Annotated in this window: 1 protein-coding gene; it reads left to right on the top strand. The window is 74.2% G+C overall.

Annotation, left to right across the window (positions count from 1 at the left end; genetic code table 11):
- Positions 1-95: 95 nt before the first annotated feature.
- On the top strand, positions 96-985 hold an 890-nt coding region (locus U9R90_RS36425), incomplete at its 3' end, for a cytidylyltransferase domain-containing protein (protein WP_411061786.1).

The following is a 985-nucleotide window of genomic DNA, read 5'->3' as shown; positions in this document are numbered from 1 at the left end:
CCCGCCCTGCGCCGCCTGGGGAAGCTGTGACCTCCCCAGCCCCCCTGCCTCAGAGCCCCGACGACGTCACCCCAGGCCCGCAAGGAGGCCACCCCATGAACCACCAGGAAGTGGACGCGAAACCAGGGCCCGAACCGGTGCGCCGCGTCCTCGCCGTGATCCCCGCGCGCGGCGGCTCCAAGGGCGTACCCGCCAAGAACCTCGCACCGGTGAACGGCGTACCGCTGGTCGCCAGGGCTGTACGCGAGTGCCGTGCCACCCGCCTGGTCACCGACGTCGTGGTCTCCACCGACGACCCGGCCATCGCGGACGTGGCCCGCGCGGCGGGCGCCGACGTGGTGCTGCGCCCCGCCGCGATCGCCGGTGACACGGCGACCAGCGAGGCCGCGGTGCTGCACGCGATGGACGCCCACGAGTCGCTGCACGGCGCGTCGATGGACGTGGTGCTGCTGGTCCAGTGCACCAGCCCGTTCCTGGTCCGTGAGGATATCGACGGGGTCGCGGCGGAGGTCGTCGAGCACGGCGCCGACACCGCGCTGACGGTGGCCAGCTTCCACGGCTTCGTCTGGCGCGACAGCGCGGACGAACTCGCCTCGGAGGAGGGGCCGGTAGCGGCCGACGGAGTTGAGCGCTCCGCCCAGGCCACCGGAACCGCGACAGCGACCGGAACCGCCACCACAGCCACCGCCACCTCCACCACCACTGCCGAAGGCGGCCAGGGCGGCGGCTACGGCGTCAACCACGACAAGTCCTTCCGCCCCCGGCGCCAGGACCGCCCCCAGGACCTGCTGGAGACCGGCGCGGCCTACGCCATGGACGCCGAAGGGTTCCGCGAGCACAAGCACCGCTTCTTCGGCCACACCGCGCTGGTACGCACCGACCCGGCCCGGGTCCTTGAGATCGACGACCCGCACGACCTGGCCCGCGCCCGCGCCCTGGCCCCGCTCCTGGACCGCGCGGACCCCACCGGCCCCACCGGCCCCAC

The sequence above is a fragment of the Streptomyces sp. E11-3 genome, from assembly GCF_046540415.1.
Lineage (GTDB): Bacteria > Actinomycetota > Actinomycetes > Streptomycetales > Streptomycetaceae > Streptomyces.
This window is presented reverse-complemented; position numbering and strand designations above follow the sequence as displayed.